Raw genomic sequence first — 18264 nt, 5'->3', positions numbered from 1 at the left:
GTCAGCTCCGCAATGCCGCCGCGGGCAGCGTGAAGTAAAACGCGGCGCCGCGGTCCGGCGCCCCCTCCGCCCGGGTGCGGCCGCCGTGCCGTTCCACGGCGCGGCGCACGTTGGCCAGACCGATGCCGACGCCCTCGAACTCCTCGACCCGGTGCAGCCGCTGGAAGACGCCGAACAGCTTGCCCACGTACGCCTGGTCGAATCCGACGCCGTTGTCCCGCACGCAGAACACCGCTTCCCCGTCCGCGGTTTCCCGGGTGACGGTGATGCGCGCGGGGTCCCGCGTGCGGGTGTACTTCAGGGCGTTGCCCAGCAGGTTCTGCCACACCATGCGCAGCATCACGGGATCGCCGCGCACGACGGGCAGGGCCGGCACCTCCCACACCACGGTGCGGCCGGCCGCCTCGGGCGCCAGGGTGGCGCGCACCTCCGCCACCAGGGCGGCCATGTCCACGTCCACCGGTGCCAGTTCGCTGCGCCCCATCTGCGAGAACTGCAACAGGTTGTCCACCAGCGTGCCGGCGGTGTTGGCGGCGTCCACGATGGTCGCCAGGTAGCGCCGGCCGGTGTCGGTCAGCCGCTCCGCCTCGCGCTCGCGCAGCAGCTCGGCAAAGCCGACGATGTGGCGGAAGGGGGCGCGCAGGTCGTGGGAGACGGAGTAGGAGAACGCCTCCAGCTCCCGGTTCGACCGCCGCAGCTCGGCGTTGAGGGCCGCCAGCTCCTCGGCCCGGCGCAGGACGATGCCGACGACGGCGCGGCGCAGCTCCGCCGCCGCCTCGCGCTCCGCCTCCGCCCACGGCAGGGCGCGGTCGCGCACCGTCTCGCGCCACGCCGCGAAGGAGTGGCGGGGTCCCAGCGGCCGGCCGGGCGCCCCGGCCTCCACCGGCTTGCGGGGATCGCCGGCCCAGCGCACGGTGCGCACCACCTCCGGGCGGAACCACAGCAGCCGGCCGGCCCGCAGGCCGGGCAGGGCGACGGCCAGCAGGCCCGCCGCGGTGTCGCGACAGCCGGCGAACTCCGGCCACAGGGCGGGCAGGGCGGCGGTCGCGAACACCCCGTCGCCGTCCCGCTCCTCCTCCGCGTCCTCCGCGGTCAGCCGGGCGGCCAGGGCGCGCACCGTCTCCTCCGGCGGGGTGCGGCCGATCAGCCGGCAGTCCTCGCCGGCGACCACCGCGGCGCCCTCGGCCCCGGTCAGGGCCAGCAGGTCGTCGGGCCGGTCGGCCAGCCCGCCGGGGAAGGAGTCCGCCTGCGCCAGGGCGGTGATCAGACGGGCGCGTACGGCGCCCAGCCGCAGGCGCGCCTCCGCGCCCGCCCGCTCCTCGCCCGCGGCGATGCGCACGGACAGCACCTGGCCCAGCAGGTCGCAGGCGGTGCGCACGGCGAAGGAGACGTGCCGCGGTTCCGCGTGGTGGCACGAGATCAGGCCCCACAGCCGGCCACCCGCGACGATGGACACGGACATGGACGCCGCCGTGCCCATGGCGCGCATGTAGGCCACGTGCACCGGCGACACGCTGCGCAGCACCGACCGGCTGAGGTCGAGCGGCGCCGCGGTCGCCGGGCCCGGCGCCGCCAGCAGCGGCACCGGCGCATACCCGGCATCCGGGATCAGGCGCAGCCGGTTGAGGAGGTAGAGCGCCCGCGCCTGCGCCGGGATGTCGGACGCGGGAAAGCGCAGGTCCAGGTAGGAGGGCAGGCGGCCGTTGCCGTCCTCCCCCACCACCGTGCCGTTGCCGTCGGCGTCGAAGCGGTAGATCAGCACGCGGTCGAAGCCGGTCAGGCCGCGCACCCGCCGCGCCGCCACCGCCGCCACCGCGGCCGGATCGGTCAGTCCCTCCAGCTCCTCGATGGCGGAGCGCACCCGGGGGTAGAGACGGTCCAGCCGGTCCTCGTCGCCGGCCGGGGTGCGCTCCAGCTCCACCACCGTCAGCGGGCCGGCGGCGTGGACGATCACCTGGAAGGCGCCGGCGGGGGTGTCGACGGCGCCCGCCTGCACCGCCCCGGCGCCCGCCTCGGGCTCCGCGCGCAGGATCTCCGCCGGGATCGCCGCCAGGGCGGGGCCGGCGACCGCGGCCAGGGGACGGCCCGGCGCTTCCGCCGCCGGCACCGCCAGCACCGCGCCGGCGTTGGCGCTGACGTACAGCACCGTCCGCTCCGGTCCGCCCAGCGCCAGCAGCACGCCGTGGGGCTGTATGCTGCCGGGGATGTGGATCGGTTCCCGGCTGCAGGCGTCGAGGTCGGGGGTGCTGGCGTCCATGCCGGGTGGGGCTCCGTACGGCTCCGGGTCCTTACCGTATCTGCCACCGAAAGGTGAGGGCGGCAAACGCAAACGAACAAATCACCATTTTGGGGAGGATGGCGTATGACCTTCGGACGCTGCGTTGCGCTCAAGTAAATCTTGAACATGCCTCTGGGTTGGGCAGTCGATGCAAGAAGACGCACAATGCATTCCGTTGCCAGGATCGGACGCTGCCATCGGATCCCGCACGCCTTGACCGCCGGGGTCGCCTTCCCCATCTCTCGTCACGAGACGGCGGGCGGCCGCGCACCCCGTGGGCCGCCGTACGCACCTTACCGCGCCTCCTGGCAGGGCGGAACACGACATACGGAGTGCCTGATGGACTTCGGTCTCTTCACCGACCGCGCGCGCGGCATCATCCAGGCCGCGCAACTGGCCGCCCTTGCCGGGCGCCACCAGCAATTGAACCCCGAACACCTGCTCAAGGCGCTCGTCGACGACGGCCACGGCGTGACCGCCCGCCTCGTGCGCGACGCCGGCGGCGACCCCGACCTGCTGAAGCGCGCCGCGGAGGAGATGCTGGCCGGCAACCCCGCCGTCGGCGGGCAGGGGCCGCACCCCATCTACATGTCGCCCGCCCTGGCCGGCGTCCTGCAAGGCGCCATCGACAGCGCCCGCACCGCCGGCGACCGCTTCGTCACCGCCGAACGGCTGCTGGAGAGCCTGGCGTCGCAGGCGGGTCCGCTGCGCGGCGCGTTCCATCGCGCCGGCGTCGACCCCGCGGTGCTGGCCGAGGGGGCGCGGGCCGAGCGCAAAGGCAAGCCGGCGGCCGAGGCCACCGAGGAAACGGACGGCGACAGCGCGCTCGCCAAGTACGCCCGCGACCTGACGGCCGCGGCGCGGGACGGCAAGCTCGACCCCGTCATCGGCCGCGACGACGAGATCCGGCGCACCATCCAGGTGCTGGCCCGGCGCACCAAGAACAACCCCGTGCTGATCGGCGAACCCGGCGTGGGCAAAACCGCCGTGGTCGAGGGGCTGGCCCAGCGCCTGGCGTCCGGCGACGTGCCGGAGGGGCTGAAGGACCGCCGCGTGCTGGCGCTGGACCTCACCGCCCTGCTGGCCGGCGCCAAGTTCCGCGGCGACTTCGAGGAGCGGCTGAAGGCCGTGCTGGCGGAGGTGCAGAAGGCGGAAGGGCGGATCATCCTGTTCATCGACGAGCTGCACCAGCTCATCGGGGCCGGCCGCACCGACGGCGCCATGGACGCCGCCAACATGCTGAAGCCGGCCCTGGCGCGCGGCGAGCTGCGCTGCGTCGGCGCCACCACGCCCGACGAGTACCGCCGCTACATCGAGAAGGACGCCGCCCTGGCGCGGCGCTTCCAGCCGGTCACCGTGGACGAGCCGTCGGGCGAGGACGCGGTGTCGATCCTGCGCGGCATCAAGGGCAAGTACGAGGTGCACCACGGCGTGCGCATCGCCGACGCCGCGGTGGTGGCGGCGGTGACCCTGTCGGCGCGCTACATCGCCGACCGCCGGCTGCCCGACAAGGCCATCGACCTGGTGGACGAGGCGGCGTCGCGCCTGCGCATGGCCATCGACAGCAAGCCCGAGGCGCTGGACGCCGTCGGCCGCCGCGTCGCCCAGCTCAAGATCGAGCGCGAGGCCCTGAAGGCCGAGCCCGACGCCGCCTCGCGCGAGCGGCTGCACAAGCTGGAGGCCGAGCTGGAGGAGGCCGAAGCCCGGCTGGCCGGCATGGAGGAGGAGTGGCGCGCCTCCCAGTCGCGGCGCACCGAGGGCCGGCGCCTGAAGGAGGAGCTGGACCAGGCGCGCACCGCGCTCGACCGCGCCCGGCGCGACGGCGACTGGGCACGGGCGGGCGAGCTGGCCTACGGCATCATTCCCGACCTGGAAAAGCGCCTGGCCGAGGCGGAGGAGCGCGCCAGCACGGAGCGCGAGGAGGTGACCGCCAAGGACATCGCCGCGGTGGTGACCCGCTGGACCGGCATCCCCGTGGACCGCATGCTGGAGGGCGAGCGGGAGCGCCTGAAGGGCATGGAGGCCAAACTGGCCGAGCGCGTCGTCGGCCAGGCCGAGGCGGTGCGGGCCGTCGCAAAGGCGGTGCGCCGGGCGCGCGCCGGCCTGAAGGACCCGAACCGGCCCACCGGCTCGTTCCTGTTCCTGGGGCCGACCGGCGTCGGCAAGACGGAGCTGGCCAAGGCGCTGGCGGCGTTCCTGTTCGACGACGAGACCGCGGTGACCCGGCTGGACATGTCGGAGTACATGGAGAAGCACGCGGTCAGCCGCATGATCGGCTCGCCGCCGGGCTATGTGGGCTATGACGACGGCGGCTCCCTGGCGGAGCGCATCCGCCGGCGGCCGTACCAGGTGGTGCTGCTGGACGAGGTGGAGAAGGCCCACCCCGACGTGCTCAACGTGCTGCTCCAGGCGCTGGACGACGGGCGGCTGACCGACGGGCAGGGGCGCACCGCCGACTTCCGCCACGCCATCCTGATCATGACGTCCAACCTGGGGGCCGAAGCGCTGTCGGCGTTGGACGACGACGACGGGGTGGATGCGGCGCGGGTGGAGGTGATGGACGCGGTGCGCCGCGCCTTCCGGCCGGAGTTCCTGAACCGGCTGGACGACGTGCTGATCTTCCGCCGGCTGGGCCGCGAGCAGATGGCGCGCATCGTCGACATCCAGCTCGCCCGCGTCAACGAGCGCCTGGCCGAACGCGGCCTGACGCTGACGGCGGACGAGGCCGCCCGCGCCCGGCTGGCCGAACTGGGCCGGGACCCCGCCTTCGGCGCGCGGCCGCTGAAGCGGGCGGTGCAGAACCTGGTGGAGGACCCCATCGCCGAGCGTCTGCTCGACGGCGAGGTGGGCGAACGGGCGGTCCTGGAGCTGTCGGTGGCCGACGGCCGCCTGACCCTGGACGGCGTGCCGGTGGAGGAAGACCGGCCCACCGGCTTCAAGGCCCCGGAACGCCCGCCCATCGGCTTCGCCCTGCCGGCCCGCTCGGCGGTGGTGCACTGATGCACCGGTGACCCCGGCGAGGGCCGCAGCCGCGGTCCCCGCCGGGGGGCGGTGCCGGGAACGGTCCGGCGGGACGCTACAGCAGCAGCGCCTTTTCCCGCCGGACGGTGCCCGACAGGCGCGCCGTGGCGCGCCGGTCCAGCGCCTCGCGCAGCTTCGGGAAGTCCACCTCTTCCTCCTGGTGGACGTGCTCCGCGATCAGCATCCTCAGTTCACTGACGCGGCCGGGCCACGCGGGATCGTCCTTCGGCATCATCTCCAGCGCGAACAGGTGCATCTTCATGTCCGCGTGCTCGGCGTAGAGACGGCGCGTGTCCTCCTCCTCCCGGGCGCGGTCGTGCAGCAGCGGATAGATCACGTCCTCCTCCGCCAGCGCGTGGGCGGCCAGACGGCGCTTGAGGCGCAGCAGGAGCTGCGTGCGCCGGAAGGTGGCGGAGGCGTGCGTGCGCTCCATGGCGTCCAGCAGCGCCAGGATGCGCCGGTGATCCTCGGCCAGTGCGTCGAACGGATCGCCGCCCGCCACCCGGCCGGCGGCACCGGCCAGCAGGGGCGGCAGCACCCGGCTGGCGATGACCGCCACGATGGCGCCGCCGGCGAAGGCGGCCAGACCGCCCGCCGACATCAATCCCGTCTCTCTCCCGGCCATGGCTCCGTACCTCTTGCGTGGGACAGGGGTGTACGGCCTTCCAACACGGCCGGCGGGAAGGCGTTGCGCCCCCCGCCCGAAGTTGCGCCCGCTCGCGCGGCGGACGGCACCGCTCACTCCGCGGCCAGAGCCAGGGCGGGTGCCCGGCGGGCGCCGGCCATCAGCGCCGCCACGGCGCACGACGCCAGGCGTGCGCGCACGCTGTCGGCGCGGCTGGTCAGGATGATCGGCACCCGCGCCCCCAGCACGATGCCGGCCGCGTCGGCGTTGGCCAGGAACGACAACTGCTTGGCCAGCATGTTGCCGGCCTCCAGGTTGGGCACCAGCAGGATGTCGGGCTGGCCGGCCACCGGCGAGGTGATGCCCTTGGTGCGCGCCGCTTCGGCGGAGATGGCGTTGTCGAAGGCCAGCGGACCGTCCAGGATGCCGCCGGTGATCTGTCCGCGGTCGGCCATCTTGCACAGCGCGGCCGCCTGCAGGGTTGTCTCGATCCGCGGGTTCAGGGTCTCCACCGCCGACAGGATGGCCACCTTCGGCACGTCCACGCCCAGCACCCTGGCCAGATCGATGGCGTTCTGCACGATGTGGACCTTGTCCTCCAGCGTCGGCTGGATGTTGATCGCCGCATCGGTGACCAACAGCGCCTTGGGATAGGTCGGCACGTTCATCACGAAGACGTGGCTGATGCGCCGCGCGGTGCGCAGCCCGGTCTCCTTGCGCACCACCTGCGCCATCAGCTCGTCCGTGTGCAGCGACCCCTTCATCAGCGCCGCGGCGTCGCCGCTGCGGGCCAGCGCCACGGCGGTTTCGGCGGCGGCATGGCTGTGGGGCACGTCGACGATGCGGTAGGGCGTCAGGTCCAGGCCGTGCGCGTCGGCGACCGCGCGGATGCGCGCCTCCGGCCCGACCAGGATGGGATCGATCAGACCCGCCGCCGCCGCTTCGACGGCGCCGCGCAGCGCGCTCTCGTCGCAGGGGTGGGCGACGGCGGTCGGCACCGGCTCCAGGCTGTGGCAGCGAGCCAGAAGCGCGTCGTGCTGGTCGTGGCGGATCATCCGGATTTCCGGCAGGGCGTGGGCCACCAGTCGCACCTTGCGCGTCGGCGCGATGACCCGGGCGGTGCCGGTGGTGACCACGTCGCCGTGCTGGTTGACGCACACGCAGTCGAAGACCACCACCGTGTCCGCCGGCCGCTTCTCGATCACCGTGACGGTCGCCGTCACCTCGTCGCCCGGGCTCACCGGCCGGCGGAAGCGCAGGTCCTGCCCGACGTAGATGGTGCCGGCGCCCGGCAGGCGCGTGCCGAGCACGCCGGAGATCAGCGCCCCCGACCACATGCCGTGCCCGATGACCTTGGGGTGCCCGCCGTCCGCCGCGAAGGCGGCGTCGAAATGGGTGGGGTCGATGTCGCCGGACACGGTGGCGAACAGCTCGATCTCGGTGGAGGTGAGACGGCGCGACAGGCTGGCCGACTGGCCGATCCGGATCTCGTCGAACGGGACGTTCTCGACCGCGGCGCCGGTACGGCGGGCCGCGGGTCCTTCACTGGCAGGCATAACGGAACACTCCGCGTCAGCAGGGGCGGGGTCGGCCGGCGGTCACCGGGGGCCCTCATACATCCATATTAATATATCAGTTGCGATGCAGCAAAGTCCGGACTCCGGCCCGGGGCACCGACAAAACGCCGCACCGGGGCGCCGGCGATCAAGCTGAAACGCTAATCGGTGCGATCTGAATTATGCGTTTTTCTTATCCAGCCCGATCGCCCAGAGTGGGCACCGCCGCCGCCCGCACCGGCCCCCCCGCCGATCGCCGGCCATCCCCCGTCATCGCCTGTGACGCCGAAAGGAACCGCACCATGAAAGCCATCGGCTACCAACGGCCGCAGCCCGGCGAGACCGCCGGATCCCTGGTCGATCTGGACCTGCCGCTTCCCGAACCGCGCCCGCACGACCTGCTGGTCCGGATCGAGGCCGTGTCGGTCAACCCCGTGGACATCAAGCTCCGCACCGCCGCCGCACCGCCGGACGGTACGCCGCGTGTCACCGGGTTCGACGCGGCCGGCATCGTCACGGCGGTGGGTCCGGAGGTCACCCGATTCCGGCCCGGCGACGCCGTCTTCTACGCCGGGGCGATCGACCGGCCCGGCGCCAACGCCGAGTTCCACGCGGTGGACGAGCGGATCGTCGGGCCGAAGCCGGCGTCCCTGTCCTTCGCCCAAGCGGCGGCCCTGCCGCTGACGGCGCTCACCGCCTGGGAACTGCTGTTCGACCGGCTGCGCGTCCCCTACGGCCGGAAGACGTCCGACGATGCCATCCTGATCGTCAACGGGGCGGGCGGCGTCGGCTCGATCCTCACCCAACTGGCCCGGCGCCTGACCGGCCTCACCGTCATCGCCACCGCCTCCCGCCCGGAAACCGCGGCGTGGACCCGCGCGATGGGCGCCAATCACGTCATCGATCACCGCAAGCCGCTCACCGACGGGCTGAAGGCGATCGGCATTCCGCAGGTCCGCTACGTCGCGAGCCTGACCGCCACCGACACGCACCTCGGCGCCATCATCGACGCGCTGGCGCCGCAGGGCGCGCTGGCCGTGATCGACGACCCCGCGACCCTCGACGTCGTGCCGTTCAAGCGCAAGAGCCTGTCCGTCCACTGGGAGCTGATGTTCACCCGCTCCCTCTACGGCACGCCCGACATGGCCGAGCAGCACCGCATCCTGAGTGAGGTGTCGGTGCTGGTGGACAGCGGCGTCCTGCGCACCACCCTGCACGAGGAGATCGGCCCGATCACGGCAGCCAATCTGCACCGTGCCCAAGCGGTGCTGGAAAGCGGCCGGGCGATCGGCAAGCTGGTGCTGACCGGGTTCTGATACGGCCCGTCCATCATGTGCCGGCCAGCTTGCCGGCCGGCGGGAATTCGCATAGACCAGGGGCAATCCGGGCGAAGGCCGAATGGACCATGCGCGTTCCCGACCTTGAAATCGACCTCCTGCGCGCCTTCGTCGCGGTGGCGGAGACCGGCAGCTTCACGGCCGCCGCCGGGGTGGTCGGCCGGTCCCAGTCGGCGGTCAGCCAGAAGGTGCTGCGGCTGGAGGAGATCCTGCAGCGGCGGGTGTTCGACCGGACGAGCCGTGCCCTCAGCCTGACGCGGGACGGGGAACGGCTGCTCGTGGCGGCGCGGCGCATGCTGGAGTTCAACGATTCCGTGGTCCGCGGCCTGCGGGAGCCCGACGCCGCCGGCACGCTTCGGCTGGGCATCTGCGAAGACTTCATCCCCGGCGAACTGCCGAAGCTGCTGGCGCGCTTCAGCCGGCTCTATCCCAACCTGCACATCGATCTGATGACGGGGCTGAGCTGTTCGCTTCTCGATGCCTACGACGGCGGACGCCTCGATGCGGTGATCGCCAAGAAGGACGGCAACGCCCGGCGCGGCCGTGTGATCTGGCGCGAGCCGCTGGTCTGGCTGGCGGCCGCCGACCACCGCCCGGACGGCAGCCGGCCGGCACGACTGGTCATGCTGCCGCCGCCCTGCACCTACCGCGACCTGATGGTGTCGGCCCTCGATTCCGTCCGCCGGGAATGGACGGCCGCCTGCACCGCAAGCAGCCTGATGGGCGTGCAGGCGGCCGTCGCCGGCGGCCTCGGCGTTACCGTGCTGGGCCGGTCGTTCGTGCAGCCGGGCATGCAGATCCTGAACGCGCCGGAGCACTGGCCGGCCCTGCCCATGACCGAGATCACCGTGGTCGGCGAAGACGCCGAGACGGCCGACCTGGTCCGCCCTCTCGTGTCCTTCCTGACGGAAAGCCTGGCCGGCAACCGCTCCCGCGGGCCGATCGCTCCGTAGAACCGACGGAACGGCTCCGGCACCGCCGCCGGTGCGGTGTCTGCGCGGTGTCGGTGTCCGGTGACGCGGTCGTCAGGTCGGGTCGAAGAGGGGAACCACGCTGGCGTCGAGGAGTTCGGGAGCGATGCTCGTCTCCAGCGGGCCGAACATGCTGTCGGCAAAGTCGATCAGAAGGTCCGACGCCGCCTTGGCGCGGACGGCGTCGCGGGCGATGACCGCCTCCAGCAGGTCGATGTGGCGGTCGATGGTCTCCTTCAGGCCCACCTCGCGGTCGATTTCCGACAGGTACAGCCAGCCGATGCGCCGGAAGACGATGTGCAGCGGACGCAGCGTGCGGTCCAGGAACGGTTCGCCCGCCGCGGCCAGGATGGTCTGGTCCAGCGCCCGGTCATAGCCGTTGAACTCCACCGCGTCCATGCCGTCCCGCCGGTCGCGCAGACGCTGCACCAGGTGGAGGAGCTGGTTGCGGTGGTTGCCGCTCAGCCGTTCGGCCGCCAGCTCCACCACGAAGCGGTCCATGTCGCGCCGCAGGCGCAGCAGGCGCCGGTCCCGCATCAGGTCGATGGGGCTGATCTGCAACCCGTCGCGCGGGCGGATGATGATCAGCGTCTCCGCCGCGAACCGCCGGATCGCCTGATGGGTGGGCGTCCGGCCGAGCCCGATCATCGTCTGCACCGTCTGCATCTTCACGTCGGCCCCCGGCCGCAGCGTGAAATGGACGATCAACTCCTCGATCCGGTCGTAGGCGGTCTCGGCCAGGCTGACCGCGCGGGAGCCCGGCTCGGTGCGCGGCGTCGGACCGGACCCCGCGGCGTCCAACTCAGCGTCCATCATCTCCTCGTCCGTCCTGTTTCGCACCGCACCCATGGAACCGCACTCATCTGGTGTCACTGATTGGGATCAAAAACTGTTGCACACCCTGAGATACTCTGATATTTCACGAAATGTCAACGCCGGCGCGCCATGGCCGATCCCGGACTCCCGACGTCCCGATCGCCCCGGAACCGACGCCGCACAAGGGAAGGAATACACCGCTCATGTGGATGTCACGCACGCTCGCCGCGGGCCTCATCGCCCTTGCCTGCACCGCCCTGCCGACGGCGGCTTCGGCGCAGACCAAACTGCGCTTCCAGACGCACCACAGCGCCAACTCGCTCCAGGGCAAGGCGCTCCTGCGCTTCGCCGACCTAGTGAAGGAGAAGTCCGGCGGCCGGCTGACCGTCGAGATGCTGACCAGCAGCGCCGCGGTGAAATCGACCGAGGTGTTCGAGGCCGCCGCCACCGGCATCCTCGACGGCGACGCCACCGGCGCCGGCTACGTCACCAACAAGGACGCCGCCTTCCAGTTCTTCGGCGACGTGATGGGCGGGTACGACATAGCGGAGCAGATCTACGGCTGGTTCGACGAGGGCGGCGGCCGTGCCATCGCCGACGAGCTGTACCACCGCTTCAACATGCACCTCATCGGCATCTTCGTCGCCACGCCGGAAGCCCTGGGCTCGACCAAGCCGCTGGCCGGCATCGCCGACCTGAAGGGGTGGAAGTTCCGCTCGCCGCCGGGCATGGAGTCGGAGATCTTCCAGAAGCTGGGCGCCGGCCCGGTGGTCATGCCCTTCGGCGAGGTGTTCACCGCCATGAGTTCCGGCGTGGTCTCCGGCGCCGACGCCTCGACGCTGGCCGTCAACAAGGGGCTGGGGCTCTATGACGTGGGCAAGCACACCACCTATCCCGGCTTCCACTCCATGCCGATCGAGCATGTGACGGTGAACCTGGACCAGTGGAAGGCCCTGCCCGACGACCTGAAGAAGGCGATGGAAGACGCGGTGGCGCAGATCGCCGCCGAAGTGCCCCGGCAGTCCGCCGCCGACGACGCCGCGGCCGCGGCCGAACTGACGGCAGCCGGCGTCACCCTCCACGACTGGAGCGCCGAGGACCGGGGCAAGTTCCGCGCCGTGGCGCAGCAGGTGTGGGAGGACTGGTCCAAGCGGTCGCCGGTCGCGAAGAAGGCCTACGAATCGCACGTCGGCTACATGAAGAAGATCGGGCTGCTGCAATAGCCGCCCGATGCGCGGTCAGGACCATCCTGACCGCTGCGTTCACACGCCACGCAGGCTTCGGCCCGATCGGGCCGCGGCCGCCATCGCGGCCGATACCGGGCGCGGACCTCAGGACGCTCCGCACCCGGCCTGATCGCCGATCCGCGCCCGACCCTCGTTCAGCCAGGGGAACCCCACATGTCTTCTGAACGCCCCGTCACCGCCGACCGCGGCGTGATGACCTGGCCCGCCTGGATCTTCATCGCCATCGTCGCGGTCACGCTGTACGAGGTCGGTGCGCGGTACCTCTTCGACGCCCCGACGATCTGGGCCAACGAGCTGACGCTCTTCCTGTGCGCCATCGTCTTCCTGTGGTCCGGCCTCTACGTCATCCGCCGCGACGAGCACCTGCGCATCTCCATCCTCTACGACATGGCGCCGCCCCGGCTGCGGCGGGTGTTCGACGCGGTGGCGCTCGCCTGCGCCCTCGTCTTCTTCGGCGCCATCGCCTGGTACGGCCTTCCCACCTCGTGGCGGGCGCTCGTCACGTGGGAGCTGTACGGAACCGCCTGGGATCCGCCGATCCCCGCGGTGCTGAAGCCGCTGCTGGTGGTGCTCGCCACGGCGATGGCGGTCATGGCGGTGGTCAACTTCCTCCGGCGCCGCCCGCACGGTGACGGCACCGACACCGGCGCGCTCTGAACGGAGACCGGCCGATGTCCGTGCAACTCGTCTCCGTCGTCCTGCTGTTCGGCGTCTTCGGCCTCATGGCGCTCGGCGTTCCGCTGACCTACGCCGCCGGCGCCCTGGCCGTCCTCGTCTCCTACATCCAGTTCGGCCCCGCCGCGGTCGCCATCGCCCACAAGACCGTCTACGGCCTGGCGACCGAGTATGTCCTGATCTCCGTGCCGATGTTCGTGCTGATGGCCTCGCTGCTCGAACGCTCCAGCCTGGCGCGCGACCTGTATGACTGCCTGAACAGCGTCTTCGGGCGCATGCGCGGCGGCATCGCCATCGTCACGCTGCTGATCTCGGTGATCCTGGCCGCCATCAGCGGCATCATCGGCGGCGAGATCGTCCTGCTCGGCCTCGTCGCCCTGCCGCAGATGCTGCGGCTGAAGTACGACCCCAAGCTCGCCATCGGCACGGTGTGCGCCGGCGGCTCGCTGGGCACCATGATCCCGCCGTCGATCGTGCTGATCGTCTACGGCCTGGCCGCCGACGTGTCGGTGCAGCGGCTGTTCATGGCCAGCGTCGTGCCGGGGCTGATGCTGGCCGGCTTCTACCTGATCTATGTGGTGGCGCGCTGCCACCTCGACCCGAAGGCGGCCCCCGACCCCTCGCCCGACGCCGCCGGCCGGTTCGACCGGGACAAGCTGGTGCGCGGCGTCCTGCCCGCCGCCGCCCTGATCGTGACGGTGTTCGGCTGCATCTACGGCGGCGTCACATCGGTGACGGAAGCGGCGGGCATCGCCGTCGCCATGACCATCCTGATCATCGTCCTGCGCGGCGAGTTCTCGGTCGGCCTGCTCCACCAGGCGCTGGTTCAGACGCTGCGGGCCTGCGGCATCATCCTGTGGGTGACCTTCGGCGCCGCCGTGCTCATCAGCGTCTACAACCTGTCGGGCGGTCAGAGCTTCGTGACCGAGCTGATCCGGGGGCTCGACATCTCGCCCATCGTCACCGTGCTGCTGATGATGGCGATCTTCGCCTTCCTCGGCTGCTTCATGGACTGGATCGGCGTCCTCTTGCTGTGCATCCCCATCTTCGTGCCGATCATCATCACCCTGGGGTACGACCCCGTGTGGTTCGGCATCCTGTTCTCCGTCACCATGCAGATGTCGTTCCTCACCCCGCCCTTCGGGCCGGCCGCTTTCTACCTGAAGAGCGTCGCCCCGCCGGAGATCACGCTGCAGATGATCTTCGCATCGCTCTGGCCCTTCATGCTGATCCAGCTCGCCACCCTGATTCTGCTCCTGCTCTTCCCCGGCATCGCCCTGTGGCTGCCCGGCATGATCCTGTAGCCCGCCGACGCCCGTCCTGCGAAAGATGATCCAACGATGAAAATCACCGCCATCGAAACCCTGCGGACCGAGGAATTCAGCAACGTCCTGTGGGTTCGCGTCCACACCGACACCGGCCTGATCGGTCTGGGGGAAACCTTCTACGGCGCCGGCGCGGTGGAGGCCCACATCCACGACACGCTGGCCGTGCGGCTGCTGGGCCGCAACCCGCTGCACATCGAGGCGCTGAACAAGGAGATGGTCAACCTGCCCATGGCGCAGTCCTGCACGGGCGCGGAGTACCGTGCGGCCTCGGCGGTGGACATCGCGCTGTGGGACCTGTTCGGCAAGGTCTGCGGCCAGCCGGTTCACCAGATGCTGGGCGGCCTGTGCCGCGACCGCATCCGGGTCTACAACACCTGCGCCGGCTACGGCTACGTGCGCTCGCGCAACATCCGGCCGGTGTCCAACTGGAACCTCGACGCCGGCGAGGGGCCGTACGAGGACCTGCACGCCTTCATGAACCGCGCCGACGCGCTGGCGGAGGACCTGCTGGAGCGCGGCATCACCGCCATGAAGATCTGGCCCTTCGACCCCGCGGCGCAGGAGACCGGCGGCCTGCACATCTCCGCCGCGCAGATGAAGACCGCCATCGAGCCGTTCGAGAAGATCCGCAAGGCGGTGGGCGACCGCATGGAGATCATGGTGGAGTTCCATTCCCTGTGGAACCTTCCCACCGCCAAGATGATCGCAAAGGCGCTGGAACCCTACCGGCCGACCTGGTTCGAGGACCCGATCCGCATGAACTCGCCGCAGGCGCTGGCGGAATACGCGCGCTCCACCGACGTCTGGGTGTGCGCCAGCGAGACGCTGGGCTCGCGCTGGCCCTACAAGGACATGCTGGAGCGCGACGCCACCCATGTGGTGATGGTCGATCTCTGCTGGAGCGGCGGCCTGACCGAAGGCCGCAAGATCGCGGCGCTGGCGGAAACCTGGCACCGACCCTTCGCGCCGCACGACTGCATCGGTCCGGTGGGCTTCGCGGCGGCCGTCCACGCGTCCTTCAGCCAGCCCAACACGCTGATCCAGGAATCGGTCCGCGCCTTCTACACCGGCTGGTACAAGGAGCTGGTGACGGAGGTTCCGCACATCGAGAACGGCTACGTCCACCCGATGGAAGGGCCGGGGCTCGGCACCGACCTGCTGCCCGCCGTGTTCGAGCGCCCGGACCTGAGCGTCCGCCGCTCCACCCTGTGACGGAGGAGGCCACCATGTCCACCGCGCTGTTCGACCTCAGGGGCCGCACCGCCCTGGTCACCGGCTCGTCCCGCGGCCTCGGCAACGCCATGGCCCGCGGCCTGGCCGAGGCGGGGGCCGCCGTCGTGCTGAACGGGTCCGACCCCGAACGTCTGGCCGCCGCCGCCGCGGACCTGCGCGCCGCCGGCCACGATGCCTGTGAAGCCTGTTTCGACGTGACCGACGAAGCGGCCATCACCGCCGCGTTCCGCCGGCTGGACACCACAGGTGTGGCGGTGGACATCCTGGTCAACAACGCGGGCATCCAGCTCCGCCGGCCGATGGTGGAGCTGGCGACCGAGGACTGGCGCCGGGTGCTGGAGATCAACCTGACCAGCGCCTTCGTCATCGGGCGGGAGGCGGCACGCCGCATGATCCCGCGCGGGCGCGGCAAGATCATCAACATCGGCTCGCTGACCAGCGACGCCGCGCGGGCCACGGTGGCGCCCTACACCGTGGCGAAGGGCGGCATCAAGATGCTGACCCGCGCCATGACCGCGGAATGGGCGGAGCACGGCATCCAGGCCAACGCCATCGGCCCCGGCTACATGCTGACCGACATGAACCGGGCGCTGGTGGACAACCCCGCCTTTGACGCCTGGGTCAAGGGACGCACGCCGTCGCGCCGCTGGGGCCGGCCGGAGGAGCTGATCGGTGCCGCCGTCTTCCTGGCGTCGGCCGCGTCGGACTACGTGAACGGGCAGATCATCTACGTCGACGGTGGCATGCTGGCCGTCCTGTAAGCGGGCGGCTGCACTGTACGTCAGGACATCAGGGAGGACATCCATGCGTGCCGTCGTTATCCACGCCCCCCGCGACCTGCGGGTGGAGGAGATGGCCTGCGGCGATCCGGGGCCGGGCGAGGTTCGCGTCCGGCTCGGCGTCGGCGGGATCTGCGGTTCCGATCTGCACTACTACCAGCACGGCGGCTTCGGGGCCATCCGGCTGCGCGAGCCGATGGTGCTCGGCCACGAGGTGGCCGGCACCGTCGCGGCGGTGGGGGCCGGCGTGGCCGGCGTGGCGCCGGGCGACCGCGTCACGGTGAATCCCGGGGTTCCCTGCGGGGACTGCGTCTATTGCCGGGAGGGGCTGCGCAACCAGTGCCTGGACATGCGCTTCTACGGCAGCGCCATGCGCTTCCCCCACGTCCAGGGCGCCTTCCGGGAGGAGATGGTGATCGCCGCGGAGCAGGCGTTCGCGGTGGGCGACGCGGTGACGCTGGAGGAGGCCGCCTGCGCCGAGCCGCTGTCGGTCTGCCTGCACGCCGTCACCCGGGCCGGCAGCCTCGTCGGCAAGCGGGTGCTGGTCTCCGGCTGCGGCCCCATCGGCTGCCTGATGGTCATGGCCGCCCGCTTCGCGGGGGCGCAGGAGATCGTCGCCTGCGACGTGATACCGGCGCCGCTGGCGCTCGCCACCCGGATCGGCGCCGACGCCGGCGTCAATGTGGCCGAAGGCGCCGGGCTGGCCGGCGAGCGGCGCGACAAGGGCCGGTTCGACGTGACCTTCGAATGCTCGGGCAACCCGCGCGCCCTGGCCGAAGCGGTGGAGGTCACCCGGCCCCGCGGCACCGTCGTCCTGGTGGGGCTGGGCGGGGACGTGCCGCTGCCCATGAACGCGGTGGTCGCCAAGGAACTCCACCTCCACGGCACCTTCCGCTTCGACACGGAGTTCGCCCGGGCGGCCGGGCTGATCGCGCGCCGGCGCATCGACGTGCGCCCGGTGGTGACCGCGACCCTGCCGCTCGACCGCGCCCGCGACGCCTTCGACCTCGCGGCCGACCGCTCGCGCTCGATGAAGGTGCAGATCATCCTCGGCACCTGATACGGCCGGGCAATGTGCGAAGGACGACACCATGAAGATCGTGTTCCACGGGCAGAACGCCCGCATGTTCCGCCCCGGCTTCGACGACCTGCTCGCGGGCAGCCACGACATCCGGGAGGTGAGCGACGCCCTGGACGGGCCGGGCGAGCGCGAGGCGTTCGCCGCCGCCGACGTGATCATCGGCGTGCGCTTCACCGACGCCCTGCCGCGGCCGGAGCGGCTGCGGCTCTACCACGCGCCGGCGGCCGGCACCGACGCCATCGACACCGCGGCCCTGCCGGAGGGAGCGGCGCTCTGCAACTGCTTCGGCCATGAGGACGCCATCGCGGAATACGTCATGGCGGCCCTGCTGGCCCGCCACGTTCCCCTGGCCGACGCGGATGCGCGGCTGCGCCGGGGCGACTGGCGCTATTGGTCGGGATCGCCGCACGGGCCGCGGACGGAGCTGTCCGGGACCACCGTCGGCCTGCTGGGCTTCGGCCACATCGGGCGGACCATCGCCCGGCGCGCCCGCGCCTTCGGCATGGGGGTGACGGCGGCCAACCGCAGCCCCGTGCCGCCGTCCGAGCCGGTCGACGCGGCCTTCACCTTCGACCGCCTGGAGGCGTTCATGGCCTCCGCCGACGCCATCGTGGTGTCGCTGCCCCTGGTGCCGGACACGACGGGCATCGTGGACGCCCGCCTGCTCGCCGCCATGCGGCCGGACGCCGTGATCCTCAACGTCGGGCGCGGCCCGGTGATCGACGAGGCGGCGCTCTACGCCGCGCTCCGGGAACGCCGCATCGCCGGTGCCGTCATCGACACCTGGTACACCTATCCCGGCGGCGCCGAGCCGGCACCCCTGCCGTCCCGGCTGCCGTTCCACGACCTCGACAACGTGGTGATGACCCCGCACATGTCCGGCTGGACCGCCGGCACGATCCGCCGCCGCCGGGATACCATGGCCGCCAACGTCAACCGCCTGGAAACCGGCGGGGCCCTGGTCAACCGCCTGCGCTGAAGCCGGGTTCGCGAGGACGTCCCGTCGTGCGAACCCGGCCTCGGCGGCGCCTACGCCCTGAGGATGCCCTTGCCGGCGAAGCGGGCCGCGGCGCCGAGCCGCTCCTCGATGCGGATGAGCTGGTTGTACTTGGCCAGCCGGTCGGAACGGCTGAGCGAGCCGGTCTTGATCTGGCCGCAGTTGGTGGCCACCGCCAGGTCGGCGATGGTGGCGTCCTCGGTCTCGCCGGAGCGGTGCGACATCACGGCGCTGTAGCCGGCCTTGTGGGCCATGTCGACCGCGTGCAGCGTCTCGCTCAGGGTGCCGATCTGGTTGACCTTGACCAGGATGGAGTTGGC

14 protein-coding genes and 1 pseudogene are annotated in these 18264 nt (G+C 71.6%); 10 read left to right on the top strand and 5 right to left on the bottom strand.

The genetic code is table 11. The annotated features are described in order from the left end of the window. Position 1 precedes the first annotated feature (1 nt). On the bottom strand, positions 2–2257 hold the full coding sequence (locus G472_RS0114520) for an ATP-binding protein (protein WP_029008985.1): 2256 nt from the start codon (positions 2255–2257) through the stop codon (positions 2–4). 360 nt (positions 2258–2617) lie between these two features. Here G472_RS0114520 and clpB point away from each other — a divergent pair, with 360 nt between their 5' ends. After that, complete coding sequence (gene clpB / locus G472_RS0114515) at positions 2618–5278, top strand: ATP-dependent chaperone ClpB (RefSeq protein WP_029008984.1); 2661 nt, start codon at positions 2618–2620, stop codon at positions 5276–5278. A 76-nt stretch (positions 5279–5354) separates the two neighbouring features. On the opposite strand, the gene G472_RS0114510 is transcribed toward clpB, so the two are convergent. Both G472_RS0114510 and G472_RS33240 read right to left on the bottom strand, forming a co-directional pair. Next, positions 5355–5924, bottom strand: a complete 570-nt coding sequence (locus G472_RS0114510; RefSeq protein WP_029008983.1) for a hemerythrin domain-containing protein — start codon at positions 5922–5924, stop codon at positions 5355–5357. Positions 5925–6037: 113 nt separating this feature from the next. Next, the gene (locus G472_RS33240; RefSeq protein ID WP_051340826.1) at positions 6038–7480 is read right to left on the bottom strand and encodes a bifunctional enoyl-CoA hydratase/phosphate acetyltransferase; all 1443 of its coding nucleotides are present in this window, start codon (positions 7478–7480) and stop codon (positions 6038–6040) included. Positions 7481–7782: 302 nt separating this feature from the next. On the opposite strand from G472_RS33240, the gene G472_RS0114500 reads away from it, so the two are divergent. Together G472_RS0114500 and G472_RS0114495 are read left to right on the top strand one after the other, a co-directional pair. Continuing rightward, positions 7783–8796, top strand: a complete 1014-nt coding sequence (locus G472_RS0114500) for a zinc-binding alcohol dehydrogenase family protein (protein WP_029008982.1) — start codon at positions 7783–7785, stop codon at positions 8794–8796. Positions 8797–8885: 89 nt separating this feature from the next. Beyond that, complete coding sequence (locus G472_RS0114495) at positions 8886–9770, top strand: LysR substrate-binding domain-containing protein (RefSeq protein WP_029008981.1); 885 nt, start codon at positions 8886–8888, stop codon at positions 9768–9770. Between the two features lie 72 nt (positions 9771–9842). Here the strand turns inward: G472_RS0114495 and G472_RS0114490 are convergent, their stop codons facing one another. Then, positions 9843–10601: a GntR family transcriptional regulator gene (locus G472_RS0114490; protein ID WP_029008980.1), complete on the bottom strand. Its 759-nt coding sequence runs from the start codon at positions 10599–10601 to the stop codon at positions 9843–9845. 206 nt (positions 10602–10807) lie between these two features. Between G472_RS0114490 and G472_RS0114485 the strand changes: the two genes are divergently transcribed. The 7 genes from G472_RS0114485 to G472_RS0114455 all read left to right on the top strand — a co-directional run bounded on the left by G472_RS0114485 (position 10808) and on the right by G472_RS0114455 (position 17926). Beyond that, on the top strand, positions 10808–11827 hold the full coding sequence (locus tag G472_RS0114485) for a TRAP transporter substrate-binding protein (protein ID WP_029008979.1): 1020 nt from the start codon (positions 10808–10810) through the stop codon (positions 11825–11827). Between the two features lie 177 nt (positions 11828–12004). Then, positions 12005–12508, top strand: a complete 504-nt coding sequence (locus G472_RS33235) for a TRAP transporter small permease subunit (RefSeq protein ID WP_051340825.1) — start codon at positions 12005–12007, stop codon at positions 12506–12508. Between the two features lie 14 nt (positions 12509–12522). Next, positions 12523–13830, top strand: coding sequence for a TRAP transporter large permease (locus tag G472_RS0114475; protein ID WP_029008978.1), 1308 nt, complete (start codon positions 12523–12525; stop codon positions 13828–13830). A 36-nt stretch (positions 13831–13866) separates the two neighbouring features. After that, entirely contained in the window at positions 13867–15066 is a 1200-nt protein-coding gene (locus G472_RS0114470) for a mandelate racemase/muconate lactonizing enzyme family protein (protein ID WP_029008977.1), read from the top strand. A gap of 14 nt (positions 15067–15080) precedes the next feature. After that, positions 15081–15848, top strand: coding sequence for an SDR family oxidoreductase (locus G472_RS0114465; protein WP_029008976.1), 768 nt, complete (start codon positions 15081–15083; stop codon positions 15846–15848). A gap of 43 nt (positions 15849–15891) precedes the next feature. Beyond that, entirely contained in the window at positions 15892–16926 is a 1035-nt protein-coding gene (locus G472_RS0114460; protein ID WP_029008975.1) for an L-idonate 5-dehydrogenase, read from the top strand. 31 nt (positions 16927–16957) lie between these two features. Further along, positions 16958–17926 carry a 2-hydroxyacid dehydrogenase gene (locus G472_RS0114455; protein ID WP_029008974.1) on the top strand — a complete coding sequence of 323 codons (969 nt, stop codon included), beginning with the start codon at positions 16958–16960 and terminating at the stop codon, positions 17924–17926. A 50-nt stretch (positions 17927–17976) separates the two neighbouring features. On the opposite strand, the pseudogene eno reads toward G472_RS0114455, so the two are convergent. Next, positions 17977–18264: pseudogene (eno, locus tag G472_RS33230) on the bottom strand (phosphopyruvate hydratase); the annotation flags it as partial.

The organism is Azospirillum halopraeferens DSM 3675 (assembly GCF_000429625.1).
Taxonomy (GTDB): domain Bacteria; phylum Pseudomonadota; class Alphaproteobacteria; order Azospirillales; family Azospirillaceae; genus Azospirillum; species Azospirillum halopraeferens.
Note: the sequence above shows the minus strand (reverse complement) of the source record. Positions and strands in the feature narration are given on the sequence as shown.

Coding starts and splice junctions, on each gene's coding strand:
- G472_RS0114455 (WP_029008974.1), top strand. CDS start 16,958: ATGAAGATCGTGTTCCACGGGCAGAACGCCCGCATGTTCCGCCCCGGC.
- G472_RS0114510 (WP_029008983.1), bottom strand. CDS start 5,924: ATGGCCGGGAGAGAGACGGGATTGATGTCGGCGGGCGGTCTGGCCGCC.
- G472_RS0114500 (WP_029008982.1), top strand. CDS start 7,783: ATGAAAGCCATCGGCTACCAACGGCCGCAGCCCGGCGAGACCGCCGGA.
- G472_RS0114490 (WP_029008980.1), bottom strand. CDS start 10,601: ATGGACGCTGAGTTGGACGCCGCGGGGTCCGGTCCGACGCCGCGCACC.
- G472_RS0114495 (WP_029008981.1), top strand. CDS start 8,886: ATGCGCGTTCCCGACCTTGAAATCGACCTCCTGCGCGCCTTCGTCGCG.
- G472_RS33235 (WP_051340825.1), top strand. CDS start 12,005: ATGTCTTCTGAACGCCCCGTCACCGCCGACCGCGGCGTGATGACCTGG.
- clpB (WP_029008984.1), top strand. CDS start 2,618: ATGGACTTCGGTCTCTTCACCGACCGCGCGCGCGGCATCATCCAGGCC.
- G472_RS0114475 (WP_029008978.1), top strand. CDS start 12,523: ATGTCCGTGCAACTCGTCTCCGTCGTCCTGCTGTTCGGCGTCTTCGGC.
- G472_RS0114470 (WP_029008977.1), top strand. CDS start 13,867: ATGAAAATCACCGCCATCGAAACCCTGCGGACCGAGGAATTCAGCAAC.
- G472_RS0114485 (WP_029008979.1), top strand. CDS start 10,808: ATGTGGATGTCACGCACGCTCGCCGCGGGCCTCATCGCCCTTGCCTGC.
- G472_RS33240 (WP_051340826.1), bottom strand. CDS start 7,480: ATGCCTGCCAGTGAAGGACCCGCGGCCCGCCGTACCGGCGCCGCGGTC.
- G472_RS0114520 (WP_029008985.1), bottom strand. CDS start 2,257: ATGGACGCCAGCACCCCCGACCTCGACGCCTGCAGCCGGGAACCGATC.
- G472_RS0114465 (WP_029008976.1), top strand. CDS start 15,081: ATGTCCACCGCGCTGTTCGACCTCAGGGGCCGCACCGCCCTGGTCACC.
- G472_RS0114460 (WP_029008975.1), top strand. CDS start 15,892: ATGCGTGCCGTCGTTATCCACGCCCCCCGCGACCTGCGGGTGGAGGAG.